The organism is Pseudomonas tremae, from assembly GCF_001401155.1.
GTDB classification, from domain to species: Bacteria; Pseudomonadota; Gammaproteobacteria; order Pseudomonadales; family Pseudomonadaceae; genus Aquipseudomonas; species Aquipseudomonas tremae.
Map to the genome: position 1 here is coordinate 106,860 of NZ_LJRO01000192.1, position 26,336 is coordinate 133,195.

26 protein-coding genes are annotated in these 26,336 nt (G+C 59.4%); 11 read left to right on the plus strand and 15 right to left on the minus strand.

Annotated elements, in window-relative coordinates:
- Positions 1-33: 33 nt before the first annotated feature.
- The 6 genes from ALO43_RS28910 to ALO43_RS13690 form a co-directional block, all read right to left on the minus strand.
- Complete coding sequence (locus tag ALO43_RS28910; protein ID WP_005894301.1) at positions 34-201, minus strand: DUF2474 domain-containing protein; 168 nt, start codon at positions 199-201, stop codon at positions 34-36.
- A 21-nt stretch (positions 202-222) separates the two neighbouring features.
- Positions 223-1,230 carry a cytochrome d ubiquinol oxidase subunit II gene (cydB, locus tag ALO43_RS13670; RefSeq protein WP_024671633.1) on the minus strand — a complete coding sequence of 336 codons (1,008 nt, stop codon included), beginning with the start codon at positions 1,228-1,230 and terminating at the stop codon, positions 223-225.
- Positions 1,231-1,233: 3 nt separating this feature from the next.
- Entirely contained in the window at positions 1,234-2,673 is a 1,440-nt protein-coding gene (locus tag ALO43_RS13675) for a cytochrome ubiquinol oxidase subunit I (protein WP_024671634.1), read from the minus strand.
- Positions 2,674-3,173: 500 nt separating this feature from the next.
- Positions 3,174-5,375 (minus strand): xanthine dehydrogenase family protein molybdopterin-binding subunit, encoded by a 2,202-nt coding sequence (locus ALO43_RS13680; protein ID WP_024690258.1) that lies wholly within the window; start codon positions 5,373-5,375, stop codon positions 3,174-3,176.
- The gene (locus ALO43_RS13685) at positions 5,372-6,361 is read right to left on the minus strand and encodes an FAD binding domain-containing protein (protein ID WP_005894307.1); all 990 of its coding nucleotides are present in this window, start codon (positions 6,359-6,361) and stop codon (positions 5,372-5,374) included. The genes ALO43_RS13680 and ALO43_RS13685 overlap by 4 nt, the downstream gene beginning before the upstream one ends.
- On the minus strand, positions 6,358-6,888 hold the full coding sequence (locus ALO43_RS13690) for a (2Fe-2S)-binding protein (RefSeq protein ID WP_024671635.1): 531 nt from the start codon (positions 6,886-6,888) through the stop codon (positions 6,358-6,360). The genes ALO43_RS13685 and ALO43_RS13690 overlap by 4 nt, the downstream gene beginning before the upstream one ends.
- Before the next feature lie 265 nt (positions 6,889-7,153).
- Here ALO43_RS13690 and ALO43_RS13695 point away from each other — a divergent pair, with 265 nt between their 5' ends.
- The 5 genes from ALO43_RS13695 (at position 7,154) to ALO43_RS13715 (ending at position 13,098) form a co-directional block, all read left to right on the plus strand.
- Positions 7,154-8,449 (plus strand): NCS2 family permease, encoded by a 1,296-nt coding sequence (locus tag ALO43_RS13695; protein WP_005894309.1) that lies wholly within the window; start codon positions 7,154-7,156, stop codon positions 8,447-8,449.
- Complete coding sequence (gene trmA, locus ALO43_RS13700) at positions 8,446-9,531, plus strand: tRNA (uridine(54)-C5)-methyltransferase TrmA (protein ID WP_024671636.1); 1,086 nt, start codon at positions 8,446-8,448, stop codon at positions 9,529-9,531. The genes ALO43_RS13695 and trmA overlap by 4 nt, the downstream gene beginning before the upstream one ends.
- A gap of 231 nt (positions 9,532-9,762) precedes the next feature.
- A complete protein-coding gene (locus tag ALO43_RS13705) occupies positions 9,763-11,049 on the plus strand; it encodes an MFS transporter (protein ID WP_054997669.1) in 1,287 nt (428 codons plus the stop codon).
- 164 nt (positions 11,050-11,213) lie between these two features.
- The gene (ypfJ, locus tag ALO43_RS13710) at positions 11,214-12,104 is read left to right on the plus strand and encodes a KPN_02809 family neutral zinc metallopeptidase (RefSeq protein WP_005894313.1); all 891 of its coding nucleotides are present in this window, start codon (positions 11,214-11,216) and stop codon (positions 12,102-12,104) included.
- Positions 12,105-12,108: 4 nt separating this feature from the next.
- Positions 12,109-13,098, plus strand: coding sequence for a hypothetical protein (locus tag ALO43_RS13715; RefSeq protein ID WP_005894314.1), 990 nt, complete (start codon positions 12,109-12,111; stop codon positions 13,096-13,098).
- A 153-nt stretch (positions 13,099-13,251) separates the two neighbouring features.
- Here ALO43_RS13715 and ALO43_RS13720 read toward each other — a convergent pair whose 3' ends face one another.
- The 3 genes from ALO43_RS13720 to ALO43_RS13730 form a co-directional block, all read right to left on the minus strand.
- On the minus strand, positions 13,252-13,842 hold the full coding sequence (locus tag ALO43_RS13720) for an HAD family hydrolase (protein WP_005894315.1): 591 nt from the start codon (positions 13,840-13,842) through the stop codon (positions 13,252-13,254).
- A complete protein-coding gene (tesB, locus tag ALO43_RS13725) occupies positions 13,839-14,708 on the minus strand; it encodes an acyl-CoA thioesterase II (RefSeq protein WP_005894317.1) in 870 nt (289 codons plus the stop codon). The genes ALO43_RS13720 and tesB overlap by 4 nt, the downstream gene beginning before the upstream one ends.
- Before the next feature lie 144 nt (positions 14,709-14,852).
- Complete coding sequence (locus ALO43_RS13730) at positions 14,853-15,422, minus strand: GNAT family N-acetyltransferase (RefSeq protein ID WP_054997670.1); 570 nt, start codon at positions 15,420-15,422, stop codon at positions 14,853-14,855.
- Between the two features lie 119 nt (positions 15,423-15,541).
- Between ALO43_RS13730 and ALO43_RS13735 the strand changes: the two genes are divergently transcribed.
- Positions 15,542-16,465 (plus strand): histone deacetylase family protein, encoded by a 924-nt coding sequence (locus tag ALO43_RS13735; RefSeq protein ID WP_005894319.1) that lies wholly within the window; start codon positions 15,542-15,544, stop codon positions 16,463-16,465.
- Between the two features lie 70 nt (positions 16,466-16,535).
- Positions 16,536-17,774 carry a TIGR03862 family flavoprotein gene (locus tag ALO43_RS13740; protein WP_054997671.1) on the plus strand — a complete coding sequence of 413 codons (1,239 nt, stop codon included), beginning with the start codon at positions 16,536-16,538 and terminating at the stop codon, positions 17,772-17,774.
- Between the two features lie 128 nt (positions 17,775-17,902).
- Here ALO43_RS13740 and ALO43_RS13745 read toward each other — a convergent pair whose 3' ends face one another.
- Both ALO43_RS13745 and yedA read right to left on the minus strand, forming a co-directional pair.
- Entirely contained in the window at positions 17,903-19,231 is a 1,329-nt protein-coding gene (locus ALO43_RS13745) for a DEAD/DEAH box helicase (protein WP_054997672.1), read from the minus strand.
- A 61-nt stretch (positions 19,232-19,292) separates the two neighbouring features.
- Positions 19,293-20,207, minus strand: coding sequence for a drug/metabolite exporter YedA (yedA, locus tag ALO43_RS13750; protein WP_053480190.1), 915 nt, complete (start codon positions 20,205-20,207; stop codon positions 19,293-19,295).
- Between the two features lie 164 nt (positions 20,208-20,371).
- Between yedA and ALO43_RS13755 the strand changes: the two genes are divergently transcribed.
- Complete coding sequence (locus tag ALO43_RS13755; RefSeq protein WP_005894329.1) at positions 20,372-20,857, plus strand: Lrp/AsnC family transcriptional regulator; 486 nt, start codon at positions 20,372-20,374, stop codon at positions 20,855-20,857.
- Here the strand turns inward: ALO43_RS13755 and ALO43_RS13760 are convergent.
- From ALO43_RS13760 to ALO43_RS13770, 3 genes are all read right to left on the minus strand, one after another.
- A complete protein-coding gene (locus ALO43_RS13760) occupies positions 20,835-21,446 on the minus strand; it encodes a 3'-5' exonuclease (protein WP_005620592.1) in 612 nt (203 codons plus the stop codon). The genes ALO43_RS13755 and ALO43_RS13760 overlap by 23 nt on opposite strands.
- A gap of 21 nt (positions 21,447-21,467) precedes the next feature.
- The gene (locus tag ALO43_RS13765) at positions 21,468-21,944 is read right to left on the minus strand and encodes an NYN domain-containing protein (RefSeq protein ID WP_005894332.1); all 477 of its coding nucleotides are present in this window, start codon (positions 21,942-21,944) and stop codon (positions 21,468-21,470) included.
- A 250-nt stretch (positions 21,945-22,194) separates the two neighbouring features.
- Complete coding sequence (locus ALO43_RS13770) at positions 22,195-22,902, minus strand: DUF2076 domain-containing protein (RefSeq protein WP_005894334.1); 708 nt, start codon at positions 22,900-22,902, stop codon at positions 22,195-22,197.
- 199 nt (positions 22,903-23,101) lie between these two features.
- Between ALO43_RS13770 and ALO43_RS13775 the strand changes: the two genes are divergently transcribed.
- Entirely contained in the window at positions 23,102-23,764 is a 663-nt protein-coding gene (locus tag ALO43_RS13775; protein WP_024691261.1) for a YciC family protein, read from the plus strand.
- A 39-nt stretch (positions 23,765-23,803) separates the two neighbouring features.
- Entirely contained in the window at positions 23,804-24,943 is a 1,140-nt protein-coding gene (locus tag ALO43_RS13780) for an endonuclease/exonuclease/phosphatase family protein (protein WP_024670291.1), read from the plus strand.
- Between the two features lie 21 nt (positions 24,944-24,964).
- On the opposite strand, the gene ALO43_RS13785 is transcribed toward ALO43_RS13780, so the two are convergent.
- Entirely contained in the window at positions 24,965-25,741 is a 777-nt protein-coding gene (locus ALO43_RS13785) for a hypothetical protein (RefSeq protein WP_032618599.1), read from the minus strand.
- A 231-nt stretch (positions 25,742-25,972) separates the two neighbouring features.
- On the opposite strand from ALO43_RS13785, the gene ALO43_RS13790 reads away from it, so the two are divergent.
- Entirely contained in the window at positions 25,973-26,245 is a 273-nt protein-coding gene (locus tag ALO43_RS13790; protein ID WP_054997673.1) for a hypothetical protein, read from the plus strand.
- The last annotated feature ends 91 nt before the right edge of the window (positions 26,246-26,336 follow it).

Sequence of the window (26,336 nt, forward strand, 5' to 3'; positions counted from 1 at the left end):
GCCCGGAAGGCACGAACGGGAATGCAGTGATGATCAGTGAGTCGTCAGGCCTGCAGCGCTCATGAACATGCGCATCAGGCTGGCGACGATGAACAGCGCAAACACACTGCCCGACCAGATCCCGACCAGCCAGGCCAGTCGTTGCCAGAGCGGTTTGCTCAGTGCCGGATCCGGATCGTGCATGGAATTTTTACCAGACATCGTCATTCTCCTCGGTTCGGGCTAGTGATAACCGTCTTCGGTCGTCACCTTGCCGCGGAACACGTAGTAGCTCCAGAAGGTGTAGCCCAGGATAAACGGAATGATGAACAGCGTGCCGACCAGCATGAAACCCTGGCTCTGTGGCGGCGCGGCGGCCTGCCAGATAGACACTGAAGGCGGAATGATATTCGGCCACAGGCTGATGCCCAGACCGCTATAGCCGAGAAAGATCAGCAACAGGGTCAGCAGAAACGGCGTGTAGTGGGCATTTCGCGCCACAGCCTTGAACAGCCCGTACATGGTCACCAACACCAGAATCGGCACCGGCATGAACCAGAACAGGTTAGGCATGCTGAACCAGCGATGCGCAATATCCGCATGCGCCAGCGGCGTCCACAGGCTGACCACGGCCATGACGGCAAGAACCGCCAGTGCCAGAGGGCGCGCCAGGTCATGCATGGCCTTCTGTAGCGGGCCTTCGGTCTTCATGATCAGCCAGGTGCAGCCCAGCAACGCATAGGCAACGATCAAGGCCAGGCCGCAGAACATCGGGAACGGCGAAAGCCAGTCCAGCGAGCCGCCTGCAAACTGACGATCGACCACCGGAATGCCTTCAATATAGGCACCCAGCGCCACACCCTGAAAGAAAGTCGCCGCGAGCGAGCCGCCAATGAAGGCCTTGTCCCACCAGTGACGCTTCAGCTCGGTCGCCTTGAAGCGGAACTCGAACGCCACGCCGCGGAATATCAGGCCCATGAGCATGAACATCAGCGGCAGATACAGCGCAGACAGAACCACAGAATAGGCCAGCGGAAACGCGCCAAACAGTGCAGCGCCGCCCAGTACCAGCCAGGTTTCGTTACCGTCCCAGACCGGCGCGACAGTGTTCATCATCACGTCGCGGTCGTGACTTTCCTTCATGAACGGGAAGAGAATCCCGATGCCCAGATCGAATCCGTCCATCACGACGTACATCATAATGCCGAAGACGATGATGATGGCCCAGATCAGCGGAAGATCGATGCCCATGGCTTAGTTCCCCTTGCCAAGATGGTCAATATTGTCGCCATCTTCTGCGCCTTCAACAGCGGCGGAGAGCGGACGGGCCGGTGTGCGTTTCTGGCCAGGACCACCGTCAGGTACGTGCTCGACGTAGGCTTTCGGCCCTTTGCGGACCAGCCGCATCATGTAGCCCAGACCTGTGCCGAACAGCACGAAGTACACGACCACGAACAACACCAGGGTGATGCTCATCTGCGCAACGCTGTGACCCGAAGAGGCATCTGCGGTACGCATCAGGCCGTAGACCACCCACGGCTGACGACCGATCTCGGTGGTGAACCAGCCCGCCAGGATCGCGATCAGGCCCGAAGGTCCCATCCACAGCGCCATGTACAGGAACGGACGCGAGTTATACAGGGTGCCGCGTTTGCGCAGCCAGAGGCTCCACAGGCCGGTGAAGATCATCAGCATGCCGAGTGCGACCATGACCCGGAACGACCAGAACACGATCGTCGAATTAGGGCGATCCTCGGGTTTGAATTCCTTGAGCGCAGGCACTTGCTTGTCGAGGCTGTGGGTCAGGATCAGGCTGCCCAGGTACGGGATTTCCACCGCGTACTTGGTACGCTCTTCCTTCATGTCGGGGATGCCGAACAGAATCAGCGGCGTGGGCTTGTCACCCTCGTTTTCCCAGTGGCCTTCGATTGCTGCGATTTTCGCGGGCTGATGCTCGAGCGTGTTCAGACCGTGGAAGTCACCGACCACTGCCTGAACAGGCGCCACCAGGAGGGCCATCCACATGGCCATCGAGAGCATCTTGCGTACCGCCGGTGTATCGCGGCCACGCAGCAGGTGCCAGGCGGCGGAAGAACCGACAAAGAACGCAGTTGCCACGAACGCAGCGATCGCCATGTGTGTCAGGCGATACGGGAACGACGGGTTGAAGATCACGGCGAACCAGTCAGTGGGGATAATCCGACCATCGATGATCTCGAACCCTTGCGGGGTCTGCATCCAGCTGTTGGACGACAGAATCCAGAAGGTGGAAATCAGCGTGCCGATGGCAACCATCACCGTGGAGAAAAAGTGCAGGTTGCGACCGACGCGATTCCAGCCGAACAGCATCACGCCGAGGAAACCGGCCTCCAGGAAGAAGGCGGTCAGCACCTCGTAGGTCAGCAGAGGGCCGGTAACAGCGCCGGCAAAATCAGAGAAGCGGCTCCAGTTGGTGCCGAATTGATAGGCCATGACCAGCCCGGACACTACGCCCATGCCGAAATTGACGGCAAATATCTTGGACCAGAAGTGGTACAGGTCACGGTAGACATCATCGCGGGTCTTCAGCCACAGGCCTTCGAGCACAGCCAGATAACTTGCCAGACCAATGGTGATGGCAGGAAACAGGATGTGAAACGAAATCGTGAATGCGAACTGAATTCGGGCGAGATCGATAGCCTCTAAACCGAACATAAAACGTTCCTCTCTCAGATGAAACCTGCTGCCGACAACAAGCCAACAGCGATTGCCCCCACGGTAATGAGTGCATTTGTTTCTTTTTATGCAGCGTTCTTGAACGAGCAAATGCTGGTCGATTGGTCATCCTGTGCCTTTAAGCAATGACGTAGATCAATCGACAATGAAAGAGTAGTCCTGTTCAGCCCTTTAAGCCGTGTGGTCTATTGTCGCGTGGCGGGATGTCTCACGTGGAGAGCGACGCTCCGCTTCTGTGGGAGCGGAGGGAGAGGAATTGTGTAGGAGCGGACTTGTCCGCGAACTGCCGGGAACCGGCAGCAGGAACGTGAACAGCATCAGGCACAAGCAATGTCGCCCGTTCAGAGCCGTTTAGCAGCCCGTCGCAGCCGTCGTAACCTCCTGAAGCCCCCACGCCCTCCGGGAAGAAGCCCTATCTGCGGGCCTCTCAAGACTCGCTTACAACGACGAGCATGGGCGTGGGAACGACAGCCGAAGAATTACAACAGCTTGTCCAGCGTGATCGGAAACTCGCGTATCCGCTTGCCGGTCGCGTGGTAGATGGCGTTGGCAATAGCTGCCGGTACTCCCACGATGCCGATTTCGCCGACGCCTTTGGAGCCCAGCGCATTGACGATCTCGTCATTTTCTTCGACAAACAGCACGTCGATGTCACCAATATCAGCGTTCACCGGGATGTGATACTCGGCAAGGCTGTGGTTCATCGGGCGGCCAAGGTCATGGTCAAGCATCGCTTCTTCATGCAGCGCCATGCCCATCCCCCAGACCACGCCACCCAGAATCTGGCTGCGTGCCATTTTCGGATTCACCACCCGGCCTGCTGCAACCGCGCTGACCACACGGTTCACCTTGACGGTGCCCAGATCTTCATCCACCAGCACTTCGACGAATACCGCCGAGTGCGTTGCCGCCGCGTAGGCTTCGCGCTTCTTGTCCGGCTCGGCGTCCACCTGCACTTCGATCGCGCCATTGGCCTGCGACGCTGCAAGCTCGGCCATCGACAGCACCTGATCACCCAGGTACAGCTTGCCTGCTTCAAAGCGAACCTGATCTGGCGTGGCAGAGGCGAACTGCGGATGCAGACCTTTGGCCACTTCCAGTACTTTACGCTGCAAGGCCTGACAGGCCTGCTGCACCGCTGTACCCACTGAAGACACGGTAAACGAGCCACCTTGCAACGGCGCAGTCGGCAACGACGAATCGCCCAGCAAGAAAGTGACCTTGTCTACATCGACACCCGCAGATTCGGCTGCGATCTGGGTCATGACAGTGTAAGTGCCTGTGCCGATATCGGTGGTGGCACTGCTAACCACCAGCGAACCGTCTGCTCCCAGACGCGCCTTGGCACTGGCTTTCATCTGCATGGCTTCCCAGACACCGCCTGCCATGCCCCAGCCCACCAGTTGGCGACCCTGGCGCATGCTGCGTGGCTCAGGGTTGCGGCGTTCCCAGCCAAAACGCTCGGCGCCCTGGCTGTAGCATTCGCGCAACTCCTTGCTGGAATAAGGCTTGTCTTCGTTACCATTGCGTTCGGCATAGTTGGTCAGCCGCAGGCGTACCGGGTCGATCGCCAGCGCGCAGGCCAATTCATCCATCGCGCATTCCAGGCCGATCATGCCCAGTGCAGCGCCCGGCGCACGCATGTCCAGCGGCGTGAACACGTCCAGCGGCACCAGCTTGTAAGTCAGTTGCACGTTGTCACACTGATAGAGCATGCCGCTCCATTCCACGACGTGCTCGCTGAAATCCTCGAAACGCGAGGTCTGGCCGATGGCTTCGTGGCCCACAGCCAGCAGGCGGCCATTGGCAGCAGCACCCAGGCGCAGACGCTGAACAGTACGTGGGCGGTAACCAAAGGTGAACATCTGCTGGCGAGTCAGGGTAAGGCGTACCGAACGCTTCAAGTGCAGCGCAGCCATCACCGCCAAAGGCAGTTGATACTGCGGCCGCAAGCCGGAACCGAACGCACCGCCGACAAAGGCAGCCAACACACGAATCTTGTCCTTTTCCAGGCCGAAGACCTTGTGCAGGTAGTCCTGACAGTTCTGCGTACCCTGGGTCTTGTCGTGGATCTGCAAACTGCCGTCTGCCTGATACAGAACCGTCGAGGCATGCGGTTCCATCGGGTTGTGGTATTCGCTTGGCGTGCTGTAGGTCACATCGACACTCAGCGCCGAACTTGCCAGCTCACCCTCGAAGTTGCCACGCGGCGGCGGCAGTTCGGCAGGTGCGTCGTACGCGGTATCCAGCATGGCCTGCAGATCGGTCTGGTGGCTGGCCTGTTCGTACTCGATGCGTACCAGCGAACCAGCGTGTCGCGCCAGCTCCTGGGTGTCGGCCACAACCAGCGCCAACGGCTGACCGCTGTACAACACTTTATCGTTGTACAGCGGACGGAATGGCGAGCCGTCTGCCGAGTCAGCGTCTTCATAGTTCTCGTCATAGCTGGCCAGCGAAGGACGATTGGTGTGATCAATTACCGCAACGACACCCGGCACTTTCATGGCTTCGCTGATATCGATGCTGACCACGCGACCGCTGGCGATGGTGCTGGAGACCACACTGCCGAACAGCAGGCCTTCTTCAGGGTACTCGCCGGCATAACGTGCGCCGCCGGTTACTTTCAGACGACCGTCGACGCGGTCCACGGGTTTGCCCATTGGCGAAAATGGCTGGTTCATTGGGCGCTCCCTCCTGTTGCGGCGTCGCTCAAGGCACGAATGATCGCGCGGCGGGCCAATCGAACTTTGAAACCGTTGTGCGCAAGCGGCTGCGCGTCTTCCAGCATGGCGTCAGCCACTGCTGCGAAGTTTTCGCGAGTCACGGGCTTTCCGACCAGCAGGCTCTCGACAGCTTTGTCACGCCACGGCTTGTGCGCGACGCCGCCCAAGGCAATGCGCACGTCGCGCACCACGCCATTGTCGAGTTCCAGCGCGGCTGCAACCGACACCAGTGCAAAGGCGTAGGACTGACGGTCACGAACCTTGACGTAGGCGCTGTTGCTGACAAAGCGCGCCGCTGGCAATTCGACGGCAGTGATCAACTCGTCGTCTGCCAGTTGGTTGTCACGCTGCGGCGCATCACCAGGCAGGCGATGGAAGTCTGCAAACTCGATGGTGCGTTTGCCGGCGCGGCCTTCAACATGCACAACGGCCTCGAGCGCAGCCAGGGCTACGCACATGTCAGACGGGTGAGTCGCCACACAGGCATCACTGGCACCGAGAATCGCGTGAATGCGGTTCAGGCCATCGCGGGCCGGGCAACCGGTGCCGGGCTCGCGCTTGTTGCAGGGCACGCCGGTGTCGTAGAAGTAATAGCAACGGGTGCGCTGCAACAGATTGCCGCCGGTGCTGGCCATGTTACGAAGCTGCGGCGATGCACCTGCCAGTACAGCCTGACTCAACAGCGGATAATGCTGCTCGATCAAGGGGTGATAGGCCAGATCGGCGTTGCTGACCAGCGCCCCGATCATCAGCCCGCCAGACGCGGTCTCGCTGACTTCACGCAATGGCAGGCCGGTGATATCGATCAAATGCTCAGGCCTGGCAACGTTTTCCTTCATCAGGTCCAGCAGGTTGGTGCCGCCCGCGATAAACCGTGTGGCCGGCCCGCTCAGATTGACCGCTGCACTGACGTCGGTCGGCTTGCTGTAGGTGAACGGGTTCATGCGTTCACCTCCGGCTTGGCTGCGGCATTGTGAAACTGTGGCAGCGCTTCTTCGACGGCAGCAATGATGTTGCTGTAAGCACCGCAGCGGCACAGGTTACCGCTCATCAGCTCCTGAATTTCGGCGCGGGTGCTGGCACGACCTTCATTGGCGAGGCCCACCGCCGAGCAGATCTGCCCAGGGGTGCAATAGCCACACTGAAAGGCGTCATGCTTGATAAACGCTTGCTGCATTGGATGCAGTTGCTCACCGTCGGCCAGGCCTTCGATGGTGGTCAGCTCAGCGCCGTCGCACATGATCGCCAGCGTCAGGCAGGCATTGATGCGCGTACCATCACGCAGCACGGTACATGCGCCACACTGGCCGTGGTCGCAGCCTTTCTTGGTACCGACCAGGTCGAGCTGATCTCGCAGCAGATCAAGCAGCGTGGTCCAGGGCAGCACATCAAGCTGACGGAGCTGCCCATTCAGGGTCAGGGAAATCGCGTGGGTAGCGAAATCCTGGGGGTTCGGGGTCGTTGCACTCATGGAAACCTCACGGTAGGCGGTCGCTTGGCGCACTTTTTATGCGTCTTAAGGGGTGGGACTTCGTGAGGTTTGCAACGTTCAGGCTTTCTGGATGAGCGTACTTATCGTCGAAAGACCGTCATCCGCAGGCAGCCATCCCGACAAGCTGCTGGTATGATGCGCGGCTTTTTCCGACCCGCAAAAATCGAGCGGGCTGCCCTGCAGTCTGTGCTTTGCTGTTGGAGTCGATCATTCACGACGCACGCCGCGTCACGGAGAGCCAGACATGCTGGAAAGGCTGTTTCAACTCAGGGCACACAACACCAACGTGCGAACCGAGATTCTTGCGGGCGTCACGACTTTCCTGGCGATGGCTTACATCCTGTTCGTCAACCCGAGCATCCTCGGCGAGACCGGCATGGACAAGGGCGCCGTGTTCGTCGCCACCTGTCTGGCGGCAGCCATCGGTTCGACCGTAATGGGCCTGATCGCCAACTACCCGATTGCCCTGGCACCGGGCATGGGCCTGAACGCCTTCTTTACCTACACCGTCGTTCTGCACATGGGCCATAGCTGGCAGGTGGCGCTGGGTGCAGTGTTCATTTCCGCTGTGATGTTCTTCATCCTGTCGATCTTCCGCATCCGCGAATGGATCATCAACAGCATCCCCCTGCCCTTGCGCTCGGCGATTGCCGCCGGTATCGGCCTGTTTCTGGCACTGATTGCCCTGCACAACGCAGGCATCGTGGTCAGCAACCCGGCCACCATGATCGGCATGGGTGATCTCAAGCAGCCTGCTCCGGTGCTTGCCACCCTGGGCTTCTTTCTGATCGTTGCGCTGGACCACCTCAAAGTGCGTGGCGCCGTGCTGATCGGCATTCTGGCGGTCACTCTGGTTTCCATCGCACTGGGCTTCACGCCCTTCGGCGGCGTTGTGTCGATGCCGCCTTCACTCGCACCGACTTTCATGCAACTGGACATTATGGGCGCGCTGGATGTAGGTCTGGTCAGCATCATCTTTGCGTTCCTGTTCGTCGATATCTTCGACAACTCCGGCACCCTGATAGGCGTGGCCAAGCGCGCCGGGTTGATGGGCAAAGACGGGCACATGCCGAAAATGGGCCGTGCACTTATCGCCGACAGTACCGCTGCAATGGCAGGCTCGCTGCTGGGCACCTCGACCACCACCAGCTACATCGAGTCGGCTGCGGGCGTGAGTGCTGGTGGCCGTACCGGCCTGACGGCGGTCGTGGTAGCCGTGCTGTTCCTGTTGGCACTGTTCTTTGCGCCACTGGCGAGCAGCGTGCCAGCCTTCGCGACGGCCCCGGCTCTGCTGTTCGTGGCAGTACTGATGGCTTCGGGCATGGCTGAAATCGACTGGGATGACATCACCGTGGCAGCACCTGTGGTGATCACGGCCCTGGCGATGCCATTCACCTATTCCATCGCCAACGGCATTGCTTTTGGCTTTATTTCCTGGACCGCAATCAAGCTGCTGTCGGGACGCTGGCGCGAGCTGAATTCGGCGCTGGTGATCCTGTCGATTCTGTTCGTGATCAAGCTGGGCTGGTTCAACGCATGAGTGTTTCCTTCGACCCTGCGAGCTACGACCGTCAGCTCGAAGAAAAAACCGTCCGCCTGCGCGAGCTGCTGGCACCGTTCGATGCGCCCGAGCCGCAGGTGTTCGATTCGCCACGCGAGCATTACCGGCTGCGCGCCGAGTTCCGCCTGTGGCGTGAAGATCAGAAACGCTATTACGCGATGTTCGCGCCGGGCGACAACAAGACGCCGATCCTGCTCGAAGGCTTGCCGATTGCCAGCGAGCGCATCAACGCACTGATGCCAGTGCTGCGTGAACGCTGGGAAGCCAGCCTGACGCTGAACCACAAGCTGTTTCAGGTGGACTTCCTGACCACTCTGGCCGGCGACGCGATGATCACCCTGTGCTATCACCGCCCGCTGGACGATCAATGGATGGCTGAAGCCGAGACGCTGGCAAAAGAGCTGGACGTGAGTGTTATTGGCCGCTCCAAGGGTCAGAAACTGATCATCGGTCACGACTACGTCACTGAAAAGCTCGACGTCGCGGGCCGCACCTTCAGCTATCGCCAGCCGGAAGGTGCGTTCACCCAGCCTAACGGCACCGTGAACGGCAAGATGCTCAACTGGGCCTTCGATGCACTGGGCGAGCGGGAAGATGATCTGCTGGAGCTGTATTGCGGCAACGGCAACTTCACCTTGCCACTCGCAACCCGCGTGCGCAAAGTGCTGGCGACCGAAATCAGCAAGACCTCGGTCAACGCCGCTCTGAGCAACCTGGATGACAACGGCGTCGACAACGTCACGCTGGTGCGCTTGTCAGCAGAGGAGCTGACCGAGGCACTGAACAAAGTGCGCCCGTTCCGTCGTCTGCAGGGCGTGGACCTGAAAAGCTACGATTTCGGCAGCGTCTTCGTCGACCCGCCCCGCGCCGGCATGGACGCAGACACCTGCGAGCTGACCCGCCGCTTCGAACGCATCCTGTACATCTCTTGCAACCCGGAAACCCTGGCCGCCAACATCGCCCAGTTGCACGACACACACCGGGTCGAACGCTGCGCCCTGTTCGATCAATTTCCGTATACCCACCATATGGAATCGGGGGTATTGCTGGTTCGGCGCTGAGGCACCTTTGACTGTCCGTAAGAACACTATCGTGCCCATGCTCCAGCGTGGGCATGCCGCTCCGGATGCTTCGCGTCCGATCTTGACTACGCAGCGCAAGTTTGTGGCATGACAGCGTCGCGCAGAGCCGAATCAGTGAATCGCGAAACTGTCAGATTATTTATTAGCTTCCTATCGATACGCTGAGGTATAAACCGAAAAGTGAATTAGCCGCTTCGATGGGATCCAGTCTTGAGCTCCGAGTCCTCCACGCCTTCTGCCCCGGCCAAGCTGTCCAGCCAGCCCGGTTTCATCAGTTTTATCCTGTCACGCCTGATGGCGGTGTTTGCCATGCAGATTCAGGCGGTGGTCGTCGCATGGCAGGTTTATGACATGACCCGCGAGCCGATGGCGCTTGCGTATGTCGGCCTGGCTCAGTTCATCCCCATGTTGCTACTGTTGATGCCCGCCGGAGATCTGATCGACCGTTACAACCGCAAAGTCATCCTGATGATCAGCTGGAGCGTGCAAGCGGTCTGCGGTGTCATTCTCTTCGTGTTCTCGGCGCTCAAACTGCAAGACCTGCGGCTTATCTATGGCGCGCTGATGCTCTACGGCTGCGCCCGCGCCTTCACAGGCCCGGCTCTGCAAAGCCTGCTGCCGCAAATCGTCCCGCGAGACCAGTTGCCCTCGGCCATCGCCACCAACAGCGTGATCATGCGCTGCTCGACCGTTGGCGGTCCGTTGATAGGCGGCTACCTCTACTGGCTGGGCGGTGCCGAACTGACCTATTCAGTGTGTGTCGCGGCGTTCATCGCAGGCGTTCTGTTGCTGGCTCCGGTTGCCACGCCCTTTGCCGGCAAGCCGATGGAGCTGGGTTCAAGTGCATGGGGACGATTCACCGCGGGCATCGCCTTCATCCGCTCGCGGCCGATTATTCTTGGCACCATTTCGCTGGACCTGTTCGCCGTGCTGCTGGGCGGCGTGGTGGCCTTGCTGCCGATCTACGCCCATGAAGTGCTGAACCTCGGGCCGCAGGGGCTGGGCATGCTGCGTGCGTCAATGAGCCTGGGCGAGCTGGGGGTCGGCATTTACCTAAGCATGCGCCCGCTACAGCGCAATGTCGGCATGACGATGTTTCTCGCTGTCGGGCTGTTCGGTGTGGCGAACCTGGTGTTTGCCCTGTCCACGCTGTTCTGGCTGTCATGCCTGGCGCTGCTGGTCGCGGGCGCAGCGGACATGGTCAGCGTATTCATTCGCTCGGCGCTGGTGCAGTTCTCGACCCCCGACAACATGCGCGGGCGGGTCAACGCAGTAAACATGCTGTTCATCGGCTCCTCCAATGAATTGGGCGAATTCCGGGCTGGCACCAGTGCCTCGCTGATAGGCGCGATTCCCGCTGCGATCATGGGCAGCGTGTGCACGCTGGGCGTGGTCGGCGCCTGGATGACGTGCTTCAAATCACTGCGTCAGGTCGATCGCTTTGCCGATGCCTCACCTCCAGACTTGCAAACGGCGCAGCCCGTAAAACAGGCCTGACCGCAGCAGGCATCCGGAAAACACAAACGCCGCCTTAACCGGGCAGAACCAATCTGCCCGCCATACCTCTATACTCTCGCATTCTGCACAGCGCTGATCGGACAGCCGCAATGGCCAGCCCTATCAGCAGCAACACTCATTGCAAGAAAAAAGAGGGATCCGACATGCTCTGGAAAAAAGGCCGACGTAGCGACAACGTAGTCGATGCTCGCGATGGCGGCAGCAGTGGGGGCGGCGGAGGCATGCGCATCGGCGGCAAAGGGCTGGGTATCGGCGGTATCGTGATCATTGTCGCGATCGGCCTGCTGACCGGTCAGGACCCGATGCAGATTCTTGGCCAGTTGACCGGCCAGAGCACCGAGCAAAGCGCACCACCCACTGCCCAGACGCGTGAGGCGCCGCCGGCCAATGACCAGCAGGCCGAGTTCGTGCGCAGTATTCTGGGAGACACCGAAGACACCTGGCGTGCAGTGTTCGCGCAAAGCGGTCGCGAGTACAAGGACCCGACACTGGTGCTGTTCAGCGGCCAGGTGAACTCCGCCTGCGGTCGCGCCACCTCGGCAACCGGGCCGTTCTACTGCCCTGCGGACCAGCAGGTCTATCTGGACATGGACTTCTTCCGAGAAATGTCCCAGCGCTTCTCCGCCGCCGGGGACTTTGCCCAGGCTTACGTGATCGCACATGAAGTCGGCCACCACGTGCAGACGTTGCTGGGCATTTCAGCAAAAGTCGACAAGGCTCGTCAGGCCGGTCAAAAAATGGAAGGCAACAACGGTTTGCTGGTGCGTCAGGAGCTTCAAGCCGATTGTTTTGCAGGCGTTTGGGCCTACAACGCACAAAATCGTTTGAACTGGCTCGAGCCGGGTGATATTGAAGAGGCATTGAATGCGGCGAACGCCATCGGCGATGACCGCTTGCAGCAGCAGAGCAGTGGCCGGGTCGCTCCAGACTCCTTCACTCACGGGACTTCTGCACAGCGTGTACGCTGGTTCAAGACCGGCTTCTCCCAAGGCCAAATCAATCAATGCGACACGTTCGCCGCCAAGAGTCTCTGAGCACATGATTAAACCGCTTCTGGTCCTGTTATTGAGTACCGCCTTCGTGAGCCTTGGGGCGCATGCCGAGGATCAAGCGGTCAATTCAATCAGCCCGGATCGCCTGGCGATCAATGGCGCCGAGGCGACACTCGGGCTGAGCCAGGAGTGGGTACACCCCAAACCGAAGATCGAGCGTGTGGTGATCGTCCTGCACGGTCGCCTGCGCAACGCGCAAACGTACCTGCGCAGCATCGAACGTGCTGCCAACCAGTCCAGAGAGCGCAGCAAGACCCTGCTGATCGCGCCGCAATTTCTGGATGAGAAAGACATAGTCGCCCATCACCTGCCTGAGTCGATCCTGCGCTGGCGGCAGAACAGCTGGATGGAGGGCGCAACGGCCAGTAATCCCAAGCCGGTCAGTTCGTTTCTGGTGCTGGACCACATCCTCAAGCGCCTGAGCGACAGCAAACTGTTCCCCAACCTGAAAGAAATCGTCATCGCCGGGCATTCCGGAGGGGCGCAGGTGGTGCAGCGATACGCAATGATCGGTGGCAAGGAAGACGCCCTGCTGCACCGCGAAGGCGTGAAACTGCGCTATGTGATTGCCAACCCGTCGTCCTACGCCTATTTCGATGCAGAACGACCAGAGCCGGTGACCGCGCAAAGCTGCCCGAACTTCAACGACTGGAAATACGGCTTGAACAAGATGCCGTTCTATTCGGGCAAGGAAACGCCGGCTGACATCGAAAAGAACTACGTGAAGCGCGACATCACTTACCTGATGGGTGAGCTGGACACCGACCGTAACCACCCGGCACTGGACAAGACCTGCGCTGCAGAAGCCCAGGGCCCTTACCGTTTGATCCGCGGACAGAACTACTTCAACTACTTGCAGAAGCGCCATCCGGAAGGGCTGAATCAGCGCTTGGTGATCGTGCCGAAAGTCGGCCACAACGGTGACGGGATCTTCACCTCGCCGGAAGGTCAGGCGGTGCTGTTCAAGCCGTTTTGAGTGGTATGGATATCGTCCCCATGCTCCGCGTGGGGACGCATTTCTGGACGCTCTGCGTCCAATCTTGAGTGTGCGATGCTGCTCAGCTTTGTGAAGTGGGAGCGTCAACCGGTGCATGCCAACGAACAGCATTGGCATGGGAGCCCGTTCAGATCACCCCAACATCCCGCGCAGCGCCTTGCAATCCACCGCGTGCCAGTCGGTCAGTTCCGGCCAGGGATTATCCGGCAGGTTGACCAGGATGGTTTTCGCCCCTGCGGCACGCCCGCAGCTCAGGTCGTGCAGGTAATCACCGATCATGACCATTCGTTGCGGCTCGACTTCCCAGGCACCCGCCAGCTTCAGCAAGCCTGCAGGGGCCGGTTTGGGCGTGGCTTCGTCGCGGCCCAGCACGTCTTCGATGGCAAAGCAGTCAGCCAGGCCGATGGCCTTCAAGGTGATATACGCCAGCTCTTGAGCGTTACGGGTCAGTATCCCCAGCCGATAACCGCGCGCTGACAATTCTCGAACCAGCTCGACCGCGCCGTCGGCAGGCAGCGAACCCAACGCAAGCTCACGCTCGTGCTCCAGCAGCCAGGCATGCTTGGCCGCCGACTCCTCCGCTGGCAACGCGGCAAGATGGCCAAGAATGTCGTGATCCTGCGGGATATCCAGCTCACGCTTGATCGCTGCAAAGTCATGCACAGGGACAGTCAACGTGCCGTCCATGTCAAAGACCCAATGCCTTATGCCGTCGAGTGTCATGCCCAGTCCTCGCGATGGCGGATCAGCCCTTCCTGACTGACCGATGCGACCAGTTGCCCGGCGCGGTTGAAGATACTGCCCCGCGAGAAGCCACGGGAATTGCCTGCCCACGGGCTGTCCATTGCATACAGCAGCCAGTCATCGGCACGCAGGTCGTTATGAAACCACAGCGAATGATCGAGGCTGGCAACCTGCATGTCACGCTGCCAGACGGTCTTGCCGTGGGGCAGCAGCGAAGTGGTCAGCAAGTTGAAGTCCGAAGCGTAAGCCAGCATGTAGCGATGCAACGCCTGTATATCCTGCAAACTGCCATCAGCGCGGAACCACACGTACTTGATCGGCTCGCCAGGCTTGGGATCATACGGATCCTCAGCCGTCACCGGGCGAAACTGAATCGGCTTGGGACGCAGAAACTTGTCATGCGCCGCTTCCGGAATCAGGTGCGCGCGACGCGTCAACAGCTCAAGTTCGGAGGGCAGGTTTTCCGGGCCGACGATTTCCGGCATCGTGGCCTGATGTTCGAAGCCTTCTTCGTCGTACTGAAACGAGGCGCTGCACGTGAAGATCGGCTTGCCCTTCTGGATCGCCGTGACGCGACGGGTGCTGAAGCTGCCGCCATCCCGCACGCGGTCAACCTGGTAGACCACAGGCAGAGCAGCATCGCCGGGACGCAAAAAATAGCCATGTAGCGAATGGACGTGCCGAGCCTCCTCGACGGTCTGACTGGCAGCAGAGAGCGACTGGCCCAGCACCTGACCACCAAAGAGCTGGCGAAAGCCCAAGTCCTGACTGCGTCCGCGAAACAGGTTTTCTTCAATGGGTTCCAGCGTCAGCAGTTCAACCAGATCATCCAGCACTTGACTCATTCTCACTCCTGGCGCACATCAAGGCAGGCCCCGCAAGGCAGCTATGGCCGATGTGGTGTGTGGCAAGCCCTTTGGCCCGCAGCATTTAAATGGAATGATACAGATTTTAAGAGGATGAGCCGACGTGCAACTTGATCGACCCGATCAAGGCTTCAAGGTCTTGAGCCACTGCGCCTGGCTGACCCGGTAAAGCACATGCGGCTTGAGCGGATGGCCGTCCGGCAAGCCGGGGTGCTCGAAACTGCCGGATTCATCCTGTTGCATACCGATCGCCTGCATCACTTTTTGCGAAGGCTCATTATTGACGGCCGTGAACGACACGATTTCTTTCAGCTTCAAGCGATCGAAGCCACACCCCAGTGCAGTCCAGGCCGCTTCACTGGCAAACCCAAGGCCCCAATGTTCACGCGCCAGCCGCCAGCCGATTTCAATCGCAGGCGTGAAAGGCGCCTTGAAACCCACCACATGCAACCCGGTGAAACCGATGAACTCGCCCGTGTCCTTGCGCTCGAGCGCCCAGAACCCGAAACCCAGTTCGGCAAAATGCCCACGCAGGCGGCCGATCATGGCCGCACTTTCAAGGCGACTCAGGGGCTCGGGAAAATAGCGCATGACTTGCGGGTCCATACAAAGGGCGGCGAACGCAGGCAGGTCGTCGTCACGCCACTGACGCAACAGCAGTCGGGCGCTCTCCAGCTTGAGTATCGGTTCCATCGATTTCCCCGTGTAGCGAGACATGAGTATCAGCCAGCATTCCTACCGGCCCGCCACTTGACTGGGCGTCCGGCTACATTACTGGCACTATCGAGATTCGCCCCTTGAACGGACGCACAATGTCACTGCCGCTCATCTACCACGACGATTACAGCCCGGCCTTCCCGCCGGAACATCGGTTCCCGATGGACAAGTTCCGGTTATTGCGTGACTACTTGGTCGACAGCGGCCTGACCAGTGACGTTCAATTAATACGGCCCGATATATGTCCGGCGGACATTCTGGCGCTTGCTCACGACCCTTCCTACATAAGCCGCTACCTGAGTGGCGACCTGTCGCGAGAAGACCAGCGGCGCCTCGGCCTGCCCTGGAGCGAGGCGCTTGCACGCCGCACGGTGCGCGCTGTTGGTGGCTCACTGCTAACCGCCGACATGGCACTGAAACATGGTCTCGCCTGTCATCTGGCCGGCGGCACCCATCATGCGCACTACGATTACCCGGCCGGTTTCTGCATTTTCAACGACCTGGCGGTGATCAGTCAGTACCTGCTGCAAAGCGGTCGCGTGGATAAAGTATTGATCTTCGATTGTGACGTGCATCAGGGTGACGGCACCGCTCGTATTCTCGCGGATACAGAAGATGCAATCACCGTCTCGCTGCATTGCGAAAAGAACTTTCCGGCCCGCAAGGCCCAGAGCGACTGGGACATCCCGCTGCCGATGGGGATGGGCGACGCCGAATACCTGAACGTTGTCGATGACCTGCTCAATTATCTGCTGCCGTTCTACAAGCCGGATCTGGTGCTGTATGACGCCGGCGTGGATGTTCACAAAGACGATGCCCTCGGCTACCTGCAACTGACAGACCAGGGCGTGGCCAGGCGTGACGAAGCGGTAATGCGCCACTGTCTGGGGCGCGACATTCCGGTCATGGGCGTGATCGGCGGCGGCTACAGCAAGGACCGTCAGGCATTGGCGAGACGCCACGGCATATTGCATCACAGCGCGCAAAAGGTATGGAACGCTATGGGGCTGCGAGCCTGAGCGGCAGTCACACCTGAAAAGAGCGCTCGGGTAGAATGCCTGACCCTTCTTCCGACGACCTCTGCCGACCATGACTGACTTCGCCTCCTCCGCTGCCCGATCCGTTGCCATCATCGGAGGTGGCCCTGCGGGGTTGATGGCAGCTGAAGTGCTGAGTCAGGCCGGAATCAAGGTAGACCTGTATGACGGCATGCCCTCGGTGGGACGCAAGTTTCTGCTGGCAGGCGTGGGTGGAATGAACATCACTCACTCCGAACCCTATACGGCCTTTCTGGCGCGATACACGGAACGTTCGCCGATGATCGCGCCGATGTTGCGAGATTTTGGCGCCGACGCGCTGTGCCGCTGGATTCATGAGCTAGGCATAGAGACATTTGTCGGCAGCTCTGGCCGGGTGTTCCCCACCGACATGAAAGCCGCACCACTGCTGCGCGCCTGGCTCAAGCGATTGCGGGATGCGGGCGTTGCTATCCACACCCGACATCGCTGGCTGGGCTGGAATGCCGATGGCAGCCTGCGCATCGACAGCGTGGGCGGCGAACTGGCGCTAAAGCCAGCGGCGACGCTGCTGGCACTGGGTGGTGCCAGTTGGGCCAGACTGGGTTCAGATGGTGCCTGGCTGCCGTGGCTGCAAGCAAAGCAGGTAGACGTTGCGCCCCTGCAAGCCGCCAATTGCGGTTTTGAGGTGAGCGCGTGGAGCGATCTGCTGCGCAGCAAGTTTGCCGGTGCGCCACTGAAGAACATCGCCATGGGCCTGACTGGCCTGACGCCGCGGCTGGGTGAATGCGTACTGACTGAAACCGGTGTTGAAGGCAGTCTGGTTTATGCGTTGTCGGCGCAGATACGCGAACAGATCAACCTTCATGGCTCAGCGACTGTGCAAATCGATCTGCTGCCCGGTAAAAAGCTGGCAGACATACAGAAAGCACTGAACAAGCCACGCGGCTCACGCTCGATGGCCAAGCACTTGTACAGCCAGCTGGGGCTGGACGGCGTAAAGGCAGCGCTGTTGCGCGAGCTTGCACCTCGTGAAGCGTTTGCCGATCCGCTGATGCTGAGCGAAGCCATCAAGGCCCTGCCACTGCCCCTGCTCAAACCGCGACCCCTTGATGAGGCAATCAGCACAGCGGGCGGCGTGACATTTGAGGCGATGGACGAGCGCCTGATGCTCAGGCAACTGCCTGGCGTATTCTGCGCAGGCGAAATGCTCGACTGGGAAGCCCCCACTGGCGGCTACCTGCTGACCGCCTGCTTCGCCAGCGGTCGAGCTGCGGGGTTGGGAATGGTGGAGTGGCTGCGCTCGCGATAATCATCGTCCCGGCACCCTGCGATCAGCGGGAGCGCGGGAGGTGTGCGAGATAACACTATCGTGCCCATGCTCCAGCGTGGGCACGCAGTTCTGAACGCTCTGCGTCCGATCCTGGGGTACAACACCTTTCAAGGCTTCTTTTTACGCGGCCCGGTATTGAAAACGGGCACTTTACGCACAGGTTTGACCGCCGGCGTTGGCTCGGACTCGCCGCTGTCGACCCATTTACCAAGGTTGCGCTTGCTGCCTGAGACCTTGGGCTTTTTCGGCTTCTTGGGCTTTTTCAGGATCTGGCCGCTAGCATCAGTGCTAGGGACCCGGTGCTCCGGCTCGAAGTCCTGCTCTTCCCTGCGCTCCAGGGTCTGTCGGGTCAGCACTTCAATGGCCGACAGCAATTCCACCTCATCGGCACACACCAGCGAAATGGCTTCACCGGTCTGACCCGCACGGCCCGTGCGGCCAATACGGTGGATGTAATCCTCGGCAACGATCGGCAGGTCCAGGTTGACTACGGTCGGCAGGTCGTCGATGTCCAGGCCGCGAGCCGCCACATCGGTTGCGACCAGAATCTTCACTTCGTTGCTCTTGAAGCGGTCCAGCGCACGTTGACGGGTAGCCTGTGGCTTGTCGCCATGAATGCCGTCAGCGTTCAGACCCAGCCCCTGCAAACGGTCCACCAGTTGATCGACGCCAACGCGGGTCTTGGCAAACACCAACACCTGGCCCCAGCGATGCTTTTTCATCAGGTGAATGAACAGATCAGCCTTGCGCTTTTTATCCACCGTAACAACCCATTGCCTGACCGAAGACGCCGCGACGTTGCGCGGGCTGACTTCGATGGTCAGCGGGTCATTCAGCATCTGCGAGGCCAACAGACGAATCTCGTCGGAGAAGGTGGCGGAGAACAGCAGAGTCTGACGCTGCTTGGGCAATACGGCATAAATCCCGCGCAATTCCTCGGCAAAACCCAGATCGAGCATGCGGTCGGCTTCGTCGAGGATCAGGGTCTGCAATTGTGAGAACTTGACTGCCTTCTGACGATGCAGATCAAGCAGGCGACCGGGTGTCGCGACCAGCACATCGACGCCCTTGCGCAGCTTCATCATCTGCGGGTTGATGCTTACGCCACCGTAGGCTGCGTAGGTGCTCAGCGGCAGGTGTTCGGCGTATTGACGAATGCTTTCGTGAACCTGATCGGCCAGCTCGCGAGTCGGTGCCAATACCAGCGCACGAATCGAGTTGGGCGCGACCTTCGGCCCTTCCATGGTCAGGCGTTGCAGCAGCGGCAGGGCAAAGCCGGCGGTCTTGCCGGTGCCGGTCTGGGCTGCAGCCATCAGATCGCGGCCCGCCAGAACCGGGGGAATGGCCTGGGTCTGTACAGGCGTCGGAGTCTGGTAACCGAGCGTTTCAAGGGCGCGCAGCAGGGGTTCGATCAGGCCGAGAGAGGCGAATGTCATGGGGATACCGTAGGAAAAATTCACGCAAGGCGCGCAGTTTAACCTGTCCGGCCTGCCTCGGTTAGCTTGTACGTGTTGATCCGGCTTCGCGCAGTGGCGGTCTGCGCCATTGCGGCAGGCCGATCAGTACCACGCCGCTGATGATCACCACCATCGCCATACACTCCTCGAGGCCGATGGTCTCGCCAGCAAACAGCACACCGAGCATTACCGCCACCGCCGGATTGACGTAGGCATAACTGGTCGCGGCGGCTGGCCGCACATTCTTGAGCAAGTACATGTAGGCGCTGAAAGCGACGATGGAACCGAACACCACCAGATACAGCAGCGCACCCCAGCCCGCAGCTGTCGGCATATGTGCCAGGCGCTCGCCACTGAGCGTGCTGCCGATCAGCAGCACCGCCCCTGCAGTGATCATCTCCGCTGCACTGGCCATCGGACCTTTCGGCAGCGGCAGATGCTTGCTCAGCACCGAACCAAAAGCCCAGGCCGCCGCTGCAAAGATCACCACTGCTGCGCCGTACGGACTGGCTTGCAGGTTGGAACCGAGATTCAAAAGGCCGATGCCGATCAGGCCCAACACTATTCCCGCCCACTCGAGACTGGTTGTGCGGTTGCCCCAGAACAGCCCGAACACCAAGGTAAACAGCGGCATGGTCGCCACCGCCAGTGCTGCAACGCCCGACGCAACGCCTGCGTGTTCGGCAAGCGTTACACCGCCGTTACCACACGTCAGCAGCAGAAACCCGATCACGAAAGCTGCCTTCCACTCGGCCCAGGTCGGTGCGGGCACGCCACGAAAGCGCAAAAAACCGTACATCAGGCTGCCGGCGATCAGAAAGCGTACACCCGCCATCATCAACGGCGGCCACGACTCGACGCCAATGCGGATCATCAGGTAGGTAGACCCCCAGATCAGGTACAAGGCCAGAAAAGCGCCAATGAGCAACGGCGAAACACGAACGGACTGCGGCATGGTCAGGCTCTGGGATCATTGTTATGGTTAACCTATTGTATGAAGGCCATAACTGGACATTAAGCAGTAAAACCTGTTTAACCAGCCCCACGACTTATGAATCAACGCTTGTTCGGCACCTTTACCTTTCTTTGAAAAACATGCCACGCAACGAGAGACCCACCATGACGCTCGATAAATATGACCGGATATTGCTGGATGAACTGCTGAAGAACGGCCGCGCTTCTTTTGCGCAATTGGCAAAGCTGGTTAACCTCTCAGCGCCCGCTGTCGCAGAGAGAGTCGCCAAGCTGGAAGCCAGTGGCGTTATTACCGGTTATGAGGCCAAGGTCGACTTGTCAAAAGTCGGCCTGCCGATTCAATGCATCATCGAACTGCGCATGGGCAGCCACGGCAATCAGCAGGCGTACAAGGAATTGTGGAAAGTGCCCGAATTGATTCAGTGCTACCGAGTGACGGGCGACCCGTGTGTGATCATGCGGGCAGCGGTCGACTCGATGCCGCACCTGGAGGACCTGATCAACCGGATTGCCAAGTTCGGTTTCAGCAAAACCTCTATTGTGCTGTCAACCGCGGTCGAGAGAAGCCTGCCGTCCGATTACCTGACCAGGCAGGAAAAACCAGAGATCAAAAACCGCGCTGACGCTTGAGCGTTTCGCCGATCTTCGCAGCCGGGACTTTCTGCAGCGAACACAGCATCTGATGGGAGATCCCGGCGATACCGTGGGTATTGCGCAGTTCGTTGGTGAGGTACGCAGTCAGGTTGGCGGCCATTTCCGCATCGGCCATCGCCCGGTGAGCCTTGCCGGTGTTGGGCAGGCGTGCATAGCTGGTCAGCGTACCGAGCTTGTGGTTTGGAGCACCGGGCATCAGACGCCGGGCCAGCAGCATCGAACAGGCAAAGCTCTGTTCGCGTTTGCGCTGGATACGAGACAGCTCGTAATCCCAGAACTTCTGGTCGAACGACGCGTTGTGCGCCACTAACGGAGTCGAACCGACAAAGTCTGCCACATCGCCCATCACCCGTTCGGCACTGGGCGCGGTGCGGATCATGTTGTTGCTGATGCCCGTCAGGCCTTCAATAAAAGCAGGAATGCGTACACCGGCATTCATCAGGCTCTGAAAGCGCTCGACGATACGCCCCTGCTCCATGATGACCACGGCGATCTCGGTCGCCCGGCAACCAGGGTTCGGGGAGATTCCGGTGGTTTCAAAGTCGATGACTGCTACACGTTCCAACACTGGCCTGGCCCTGTAAATTCATTTCAACAACAACGCGCCTTCGATGGGCACATAACGACTTGCAGCGCGGATCAATGAGTTCGCTGTCAGCCCCGGCACCCCGTAGGCCACCGCTGCGACGCCGTGCTTGCTGATCACACGATCAAGCAGCATATCGAAATCGCCATCACCCGATGCCAGCACCACTTCATCCACCTGCGGTGCAAAGTCCATGATATCGATGGTAATGCCGACATCCCAGTCCCCTTTCGCGGACCCGTCGCTACGCTGGATATAAGGCTTGAGCCTGACCGTGAAGCCCAGATTGCGCAGGATCTGCTGAAACTGCTGTTGCTTGCTGTCGCCACGGTCGATGGCATACGCGAACGCATGAACAATTTCGCCACGCTTGCTGATATCCGCCCACAACGCGGCGTAATTGAAATGACAGCCATGCGCCTGGCGCACGGTGTAATACAGGTTCTGCACGTCGGCGAACACCGCAATCTTCTTCACCGCAATTCCTCATGGCGGGCAACGTGCCCACTGGTTACAGCGATCCGGAATGTGAATCGGCGCCCAGTATGCCAGCTTGAGGAAAGAATTGAGGCCGAGACAAGGATTATCGTTACCACGCTCGGGCGTGGTAACGACTTTCTGGATGCTCAGCGTCCGATCCTGAGTAAACGGCGCTGCGCAGATTTATGACGCCGAGCGTCACCCAGTGCCCCCCCACGCTGGAGCGTGAGGAACACGCATCACGTCATCAGACAAACGAATCATCATCGTCCGAAAACATGTCGCCGCCATTATCGAAGCTGTCATCGGCGGTGTATTGCTGATCCGGCTGGCCCCAGCCGCCCTGATCACTGGATGAGCTGGTGTCCTGCACCGGCGGCGCATCATGAATGACTTCGACAATTTCCTGCGGCTGACTATGGTGGCTGAACATGCTGCTGATTCCTTCCGCCAGCAGCACGCCGCCCGCGACACCGGCTGCAGTCTTCAACGCACCGCCCAGAAAACCGCTACCAGCCGCAGCGGCTGCGGGCGCAGCATAGCCGCCCTGCGGCGCTGCAGGTGCCGGAGCAGGATTGAACCCTGCGCCATCACGCCAGCCGCCTCCGGAAGGCTGCCCCTGTTGAGGCTGAGGCGCGCGCGAAGCACTGCTGCCAAAGATGCTCGACAGAAACCCGCCGCTGGCTGGCGCAGACGATTGCCCCTTGGCCTGCTGAAGCTCAGCCTGCAACTGCTGAATCTGCTCGTCACGCTGTTTCACCTGCTGATTGAGCTGATTGACCGCAGCCTCCTGCACCAGAATCGCCTGCGTCATGTAATACGGCGCTGCCGGCTGACGGGTCAGATGCTCCTTGATGCGTGCCTCGGCCGCTGCATCGCGGGGCGCGGAAGCCGTTTCGGCGTCTTTCAATTTCGTGAAAAGACCATCGATCAGGGTTTGTTCTTCGCTGTTCATGACCACCTCATTGAGTTGCCACTGGAATTCTTCCCTGCCGCAATAGCAGGGCCATGAATAGGAAATGGGGCCTGCGCAACGCGCTTCAATGACATGAAGAAAAAGATAACAAGTCACAAGGCCGCGTCATTGCCGTGCTTGGTTCAGCGAGGGGCATGGGCTAAAGTGGCGACCTGCTTTCAGCCTGTGATCTACCCACATGAACCCGTTGAACATCATCCAGGATTCGCTCTACTTTTTTCGTCGCCATCTGGGCGGCATTCTGGTGCTGTGTCTGCCGCTGGTCATACTCGAAGTCCTCGCCAAACAGGCCCTGACCGGCGCCATGCCGGCCCAGACATCGCCTGCCTACACACTGGTGATAGGGCTGTTCTTCTACCCGATCTACACCGCAGCGCTGATCCTCTTCCTCGACACCCGCAGCCGTGGCGAAGACGTACACACCCGTGACCTGCTGGCAATGGCATTGCGCCTGTGGCCAACCTTCGCAGTGCTTTCGGCCATGAGCACCCTGCTGATCATGTTCGGCCTCTCGCTGTTCGTCGTTCCCGGCCTCTGGGTGATGGTCAAACTGGCGTTCAGCGAGTACCTGCTGGTCCTGCGCAAACTCACGCCGTTCATGGCCATGCGCGAAAGCATGCTCATGACCACCGGGCACTTCACCCGCATTCTGGTGTGCGTACTGAGCGTCTACATTCCGCTATGGCTGCTCGAGGGCGCCAGTCTTTACCTGTTTCCCGAACCGCAAAGTCTGCCGGTTTCAGTGGCCATCGACAGCCTCAGCAGCTTTCTGCAACTGTTCATCAGCATCGTGATGTTTCGTTTGTTCATGCTGGTCAGCGAGCCTGCGCGCAAAGCCTGACCCTGAACCCGGGGCTGACGTCAGGCGCGCTGATTCGGTATGCTCCAACCCGAATCCCTCACCGAGCGCCATGCGCGCCAAGTCGAGCCGATGCCCCGTGTCCTGTTACGCCTGACCTTGTACTGCCTGATCATGATCGCCGTGGCGCTGCTGCTGGTCTACCAGTTGACCTGGCGCCCGCCTGCTCACGAATTGATCACCGCCAGCTGCAACCCGGCGATACAGGCGCCAAAGCTGGTGCCCGGTCAGGCCCTGAAAGTCATGACCTGGAACATCCAGTACCTGGCGGGCAAACGCTACGTGTTCTGGTACGACATGGCCGACGGCAGCGGCCCGGACGAACGTCCGACCCACGAAGACCTTGCCTATAACCTGGATGAAGTAGCACGAGTGATCCGCGATGAACAGCCTGATATCGTGCTGCTTCAAGGCGTGGACGATGGCGCGAAGAACTCCGACTATCAAGACCAGTTGAAGCTGCTTGAAGAGCGACTGACCGACCTGTACCCGTGCAGTACCCAGGCGTTCTACTGGAAAGCGGAATTCGTGCCCAACCCGCATATCTGGGGCAGCGTCGGCAGAAAGCTCGCCACCCTCAGCCGCTTCCATATCGACAGCGCCGAACGCCTGCAACTGCCGGTGCCCGACGCCAATATCATCAGCCGCCAGTTCCAGCCAAAGGATGCATTGCTGGTCAGCTACCTGCCCTTGCGCGACGGCGGGGAACTGGCCGTCGTCAACACCAGCCTCAGCACCGCCAAACGCGACGGCACTGCCCAAAAACAGATTGCGGCCACGGAAACACTGCTCGACAAACTGGAAGGCGGCGGCACGCCCTGGCTGATTGGCGGCGACTTCAACCTGCTGCCGCTGGGTCAATACCAGCGCCTGCCGGAACCGCAACGCCAAAGCTACGCCGCCGACAGCGAGCTGCACGCGCTGTGGGAAAAATACCCGATGATCCCCAGCAACGCAGAATCCAGCGGCATCGACCGCAGCAAATGGCTGACCCGCTTCCCCAACGACAGCCGCATCAATGGACCAGACAGGACGGTGGATTACCTGTTTTACAGCCCGAGTTTGAAGCGGGTCAGTGCGAGGGTACGGAGGGATGACACGTTGTTGATCTCTGATCACTTGCCGGTGATTGGGCGGTTTTTGTTGCCGGTTTTGCCTTGAGGGACAATTGGCATCAAGGCTTCACTTGCGCTCAACATCGGTGCCCAGCGTCGCGTCGAGTGCGTGCTCAAGTTTCACTAGTTCCACCTCAAGACCCTTTCTATAAATTGCCGTACCGCGACCGCAGTCGATAATCACCGTTGTTCCGACGCCGGTAAGCCTTCCGGGATATTTGCGCAGGGTCAACTCGACACATGAGCAGTCCAGCCAGCGTGCCTGATCGACTGACCAGCAGTTGTCTTCAAAGGCAAACACACGCATATCGCGCCTGATGTCTATTATCTCGGGTGGATAAATCCACTGTGTGGCAAGTGCCTCGTAAGGCGTCGCCTGGACACGATAGCGAGCACTGGGAGACAGAGCGATCACTTCGATGCGTTCTCGTTGCGTGATCCCGCCTTCATGTTCAGCGCTCGAGAATATAGGTTCATAACCTTTCCCGTTGAGCGTAAAGAATTTCGTTTTTTCATCAGCCTGCAACTGAGCCAGAGCTGCGCTCACCAACGGAAGGGACCGATCGTCAGGCTCAAGCGCCCGGTCATATCCATCAAACTCGATGCCCATAAAATCCGCCCTTTCTGCATCATCCGTGTAGCAGCGAGCGACGAGGGACAAGGTGCCTTCGGTGAAGTAGTACATATCGTACTCATAGTAATAGTCATAAAAGCCGTCCTTGTCCTGAGTCCCAGCGTCGATATGGTGATACCTCTCCATGCGGATTGCACCTGGCCCCTGGGATGTCCACTCAGGCTTAAGCTCGCGGTTGCGGCCGTCATCCCGCGAGAAGGTATTTTTCATCCAGCGCTTGATGCTGGATTTGAAAAGCAATTTGACTCTATTCAATGTCCCTCCCTGATAACCCGGTTGCCAAGCGACTCCGTGATTAGCTGCGAGCCTTGGCATCTGAATGGTGTCCCTCGAGGGCCTGTACGATCAAAACAGTTTGAACCGTTTTCGAGCGCGCTCGCCTAATGATTAGCCTGTGGATACTCCCACAGGCGAGGTGCCAATATCGGCATACACTAAAGGGTGATCAACGTGGCTAAAGACGACAAGAAAAGCAAAGGCGAAGCCTCCAAAGCCAGCAAGGACCTGAAGGACCTGAAGGACCTGAAGGACAAGAAAGCATCCCCGGCAAAGAAATCTGAAGCGGCCTCGACGCTTTCCAAGTCTTCCGAAAAGAAAGACAAGAAGAAAGACGCCGAGCCAAAGAAAGCTGCCAAAAAAGCTGATAGCAAGCCAGAAAAGGCCAAGAAATCAGACAAGGCAGAAAAGCCGGCCAAGGCTAAAAAGAAAAAGTGATGTTTGCTGCCTGCCAGGGCTTTACGCCCTGGCGTTCTCTAGCGCTGTTGCCGTCCTTTTTAGTCCCCTAAGGATTCTCCGAACAAGTCCC

Excerpts from the sequence above, each read along its gene's own strand:
- yedA (WP_053480190.1), bottom strand. The coding sequence starts at position 20,207 with ATGCCGCAGTCCGTTCGTGTTTCGCCGTTGCTCATTGGCGCTTTTCTG.
- ALO43_RS13775 (WP_024691261.1), top strand. The coding sequence starts at position 23,102 with ATGAACCCGTTGAACATCATCCAGGATTCGCTCTACTTTTTTCGTCGC.
- ALO43_RS28910 (WP_005894301.1), bottom strand. The coding sequence starts at position 201 with ATGTCTGGTAAAAATTCCATGCACGATCCGGATCCGGCACTGAGCAAA.
- ALO43_RS13730 (WP_054997670.1), bottom strand. The coding sequence starts at position 15,422 with ATGGAACCGATACTCAAGCTGGAGAGCGCCCGACTGCTGTTGCGTCAG.
- ALO43_RS13675 (WP_024671634.1), bottom strand. The coding sequence starts at position 2,673 with ATGTTCGGTTTAGAGGCTATCGATCTCGCCCGAATTCAGTTCGCATTC.
- tesB (WP_005894317.1), bottom strand. The coding sequence starts at position 14,708 with ATGAGTCAAGTGCTGGATGATCTGGTTGAACTGCTGACGCTGGAACCC.
- ALO43_RS13695 (WP_005894309.1), top strand. The coding sequence starts at position 7,154 with ATGCTGGAAAGGCTGTTTCAACTCAGGGCACACAACACCAACGTGCGA.
- ALO43_RS13785 (WP_032618599.1), bottom strand. The coding sequence starts at position 25,741 with ATGAAAAATACCTTCTCGCGGGATGACGGCCGCAACCGCGAGCTTAAG.
- ALO43_RS13720 (WP_005894315.1), bottom strand. The coding sequence starts at position 13,842 with ATGACACTCGACGGCATAAGGCATTGGGTCTTTGACATGGACGGCACG.
- ALO43_RS13755 (WP_005894329.1), top strand. The coding sequence starts at position 20,372 with ATGACGCTCGATAAATATGACCGGATATTGCTGGATGAACTGCTGAAG.
- ALO43_RS13690 (WP_024671635.1), bottom strand. The coding sequence starts at position 6,888 with ATGAGTGCAACGACCCCGAACCCCCAGGATTTCGCTACCCACGCGATT.
- ALO43_RS13715 (WP_005894314.1), top strand. The coding sequence starts at position 12,109 with ATGATTAAACCGCTTCTGGTCCTGTTATTGAGTACCGCCTTCGTGAGC.
- ALO43_RS13780 (WP_024670291.1), top strand. The coding sequence starts at position 23,804 with ATGCTCCAACCCGAATCCCTCACCGAGCGCCATGCGCGCCAAGTCGAG.
- trmA (WP_024671636.1), top strand. The coding sequence starts at position 8,446 with ATGAGTGTTTCCTTCGACCCTGCGAGCTACGACCGTCAGCTCGAAGAA.
- ALO43_RS13685 (WP_005894307.1), bottom strand. The coding sequence starts at position 6,361 with ATGAACCCGTTCACCTACAGCAAGCCGACCGACGTCAGTGCAGCGGTC.
- ALO43_RS13680 (WP_024690258.1), bottom strand. The coding sequence starts at position 5,375 with ATGAACCAGCCATTTTCGCCAATGGGCAAACCCGTGGACCGCGTCGAC.
- ALO43_RS13735 (WP_005894319.1), top strand. The coding sequence starts at position 15,542 with ATGTCACTGCCGCTCATCTACCACGACGATTACAGCCCGGCCTTCCCG.
- cydB (WP_024671633.1), bottom strand. The coding sequence starts at position 1,230 with ATGGGCATCGATCTTCCGCTGATCTGGGCCATCATCATCGTCTTCGGC.
- ypfJ (WP_005894313.1), top strand. The coding sequence starts at position 11,214 with ATGCTCTGGAAAAAAGGCCGACGTAGCGACAACGTAGTCGATGCTCGC.
- ALO43_RS13745 (WP_054997672.1), bottom strand. The coding sequence starts at position 19,231 with ATGACATTCGCCTCTCTCGGCCTGATCGAACCCCTGCTGCGCGCCCTT.
- ALO43_RS13740 (WP_054997671.1), top strand. The coding sequence starts at position 16,536 with ATGACTGACTTCGCCTCCTCCGCTGCCCGATCCGTTGCCATCATCGGA.
- ALO43_RS13770 (WP_005894334.1), bottom strand. The coding sequence starts at position 22,902 with ATGAACAGCGAAGAACAAACCCTGATCGATGGTCTTTTCACGAAATTG.